The organism is Soonwooa sp. T0.1_25 (assembly GCF_057652215.1).
The window spans coordinates 1-2117 of sequence record NZ_JBYFBZ010000035.1 but is presented as its reverse complement, the minus strand read 5'-3'; the positions used below and the strand labels follow the sequence as shown (position 1 = coordinate 2117).

The 2117-nt window shown below is 32.2% G+C and carries 2 protein-coding genes; both read left to right on the top strand.

Annotation, left to right across the window (positions count from 1 at the left end; genetic code table 11):
• The first annotated feature begins 103 nt into the window (after positions 1-103).
• Entirely contained in the window at positions 104-1051 is a 948-nt protein-coding gene (locus AC23MB_RS14175; RefSeq protein WP_487787627.1) for an alpha/beta fold hydrolase, read from the top strand.
• Between the two features lie 256 nt (positions 1052-1307).
• Positions 1308-1847 carry a hypothetical protein gene (locus tag AC23MB_RS14170; protein WP_487787626.1) on the top strand — a complete coding sequence of 180 codons (540 nt, stop codon included), beginning with the start codon at positions 1308-1310 and terminating at the stop codon, positions 1845-1847.
• Positions 1848-2117: the final 270 nt, after the last annotated feature.

Below are 2117 nucleotides of genomic sequence, written 5' to 3'. Positions count from 1 at the left end.
AAGTTTTTGCTTCGTTTGGTCATTCTTGAACTTGCAGTTCTTCGAAAGCCCGTCCTTCGGCAATACTTTTTCCGTTACCTGCAATCTCACCAAAACAGCGAGTATGAAAGAAATTTTCAAAACATTTATAATTTTTTTATTCATTATTTCCTGCGCTTCAAATTCTAAATTTGAGAATGGGAATTATACCGAAAAAATTGACGATTTAAATATCAATTTTACAGTAAAAGGAAAAGGACCAATTATGATTGTTGGACACCCAAGTTCAGGAAAAATCGGCTACGAAATGACTTTAAAACCACTTGAAGAAAGTTTTACAATGGTTTACTATGATTCTCGTGGAATAGGAAAATCCGAAACCCCAAAAAAACTTGAAGATTACAGTGCTAAAAATTCCGTAAAAGAAATTGAATTATTAAGAGAAAAACTTGGTGTAAAAAAGATTTGGCTTTTTGGACATTCAGACCAAAGTGCAATCGCTTTGCAATACGCTGTTGAATATCCAAAAAATATCTCGGGAATAATTTTATCAGGGACAAGTTATGTTGGAAGTCAAAATGAATCTATTGAAAGACGAAAAACTTCTGAAAACAAAAGAATAAAAGAATCTAAATGGTTTGCTAAAGTTATTGAGGATTGGGATTATATGATTGAAAATAATACAACATTTGATAAAAATGGAAATGATATTTCAACTGCAAGAACAAAATGGTGGACTTATGATGAAGAAACTGCACAAAAAGTGATTCCGATTGTAAAGGAAATTACAAAAGTAGGAAGAAGAAAACCAATTGGAAACAATTATTATCAAGAAACACCTGAAGAAAGACAAAAGTATTTGGAATTTCAAAAGAAGTTTAAGGATTTAAAAACAAAGATTTTAATAATTAACGGAAAATACGACACAAACAATTTGCCCGAATTTGCAACAGAACTATATTTTAGGTTGCAAAATTCCAAATTAGTTTTTATAGATAAAGCAGGACATTTTCCTTGGATTGAACAAAGCGAACAATCTTTTACCGAAATTAAAAAATGGCTTCGTGAATAAAGAGACTGCAGGTAACATAGTATTTGCAAAAGGCGGGGTTGAATATTTAATAGGACTATTAGTTGCATTTAGTCGCGCCTGCTTTTCCACTTCACATCTTTTTATTAACTTAGTTTCGTGGAAAAAGCATTCGCTTCGGTTGGTCGAAATTGAACTTTTCGTTCCATTTAGCCCGCCCTTCGCAAATACTTTTCCCGTTACCTGCAATTTCAAAACAAATACCGTATAAAATTGAAAATTAACTAAATATAACTTAATGAAGAGAATCATTTTAACTTTAAGTGTGATTTTGCTTTCACAAATCACAAATGCACAAACTAATTTAGAAAACAATTACAAAATTGAACTTGGACTACAAGGAATATCTGTTGGAACCGAAATTCCTTTAAGTGACAAATTTTTGGCAGACATTAATTTGGGTTGGGGTGGAATTACAGACTTGTGGCATAATGGAATTTCTTATGAATGGAGTAAAAACAGTAACAGTATTTTTGCCAGAGGACAAATAAGATACTATTTGAATAGAGAAAGACGTGAAGAAAAAGGACATTCTTTAAAAAATAACGCCGGAACATTTATCGCCTATCAAACTAAATTTTATTTTAGCGGAACAGACTATTACAGTCCCCAAGTTGGAAAAAGTTGGCTGAATGAAGTTCAATTTGGACAACAATTACCATTAGGAAATCATTTTATTTTTAGGTATTATGCCGGAATTGGAAATGGTTATGACTTTGACTATAAAAACAGTAAATTTTATCCTGCTTTAGGTTTAGCTTTTGGATACGCATTCTAAAAGAAACTGCAGGTAACATAGTATTGGCAAAATGCGGGGATAAGTGCAAAATTGAAAAGCAGAAAAAATAATCCGCTCATGCTTTTCAATTCTGCATTTTTTTGTAAGTTAGCAGTATTGAAAAAGCATTCGCTACGTTTGGTCTTCCTTGAACTAAAGTTCTTCGAAAGCCCGCACTTCGCCAATACTTTTTCCGTTAGGCGTAATTTTAAAACGTGCCGACAGTAACAAGACAAAAAAAGAATATGATAACAATCGACAACTATTTAG

What these genes read in the sequence shown, in the direction of transcription:
- AC23MB_RS14175 (WP_487787627.1), top strand. Translation starts at nt 104, where the DNA reads ATGAAAGAAATTTTCAAAACATTTATAATTTTTTTATTCATTATTTCC.
- AC23MB_RS14170 (WP_487787626.1), top strand. Translation starts at nt 1,308, where the DNA reads ATGAAGAGAATCATTTTAACTTTAAGTGTGATTTTGCTTTCACAAATC.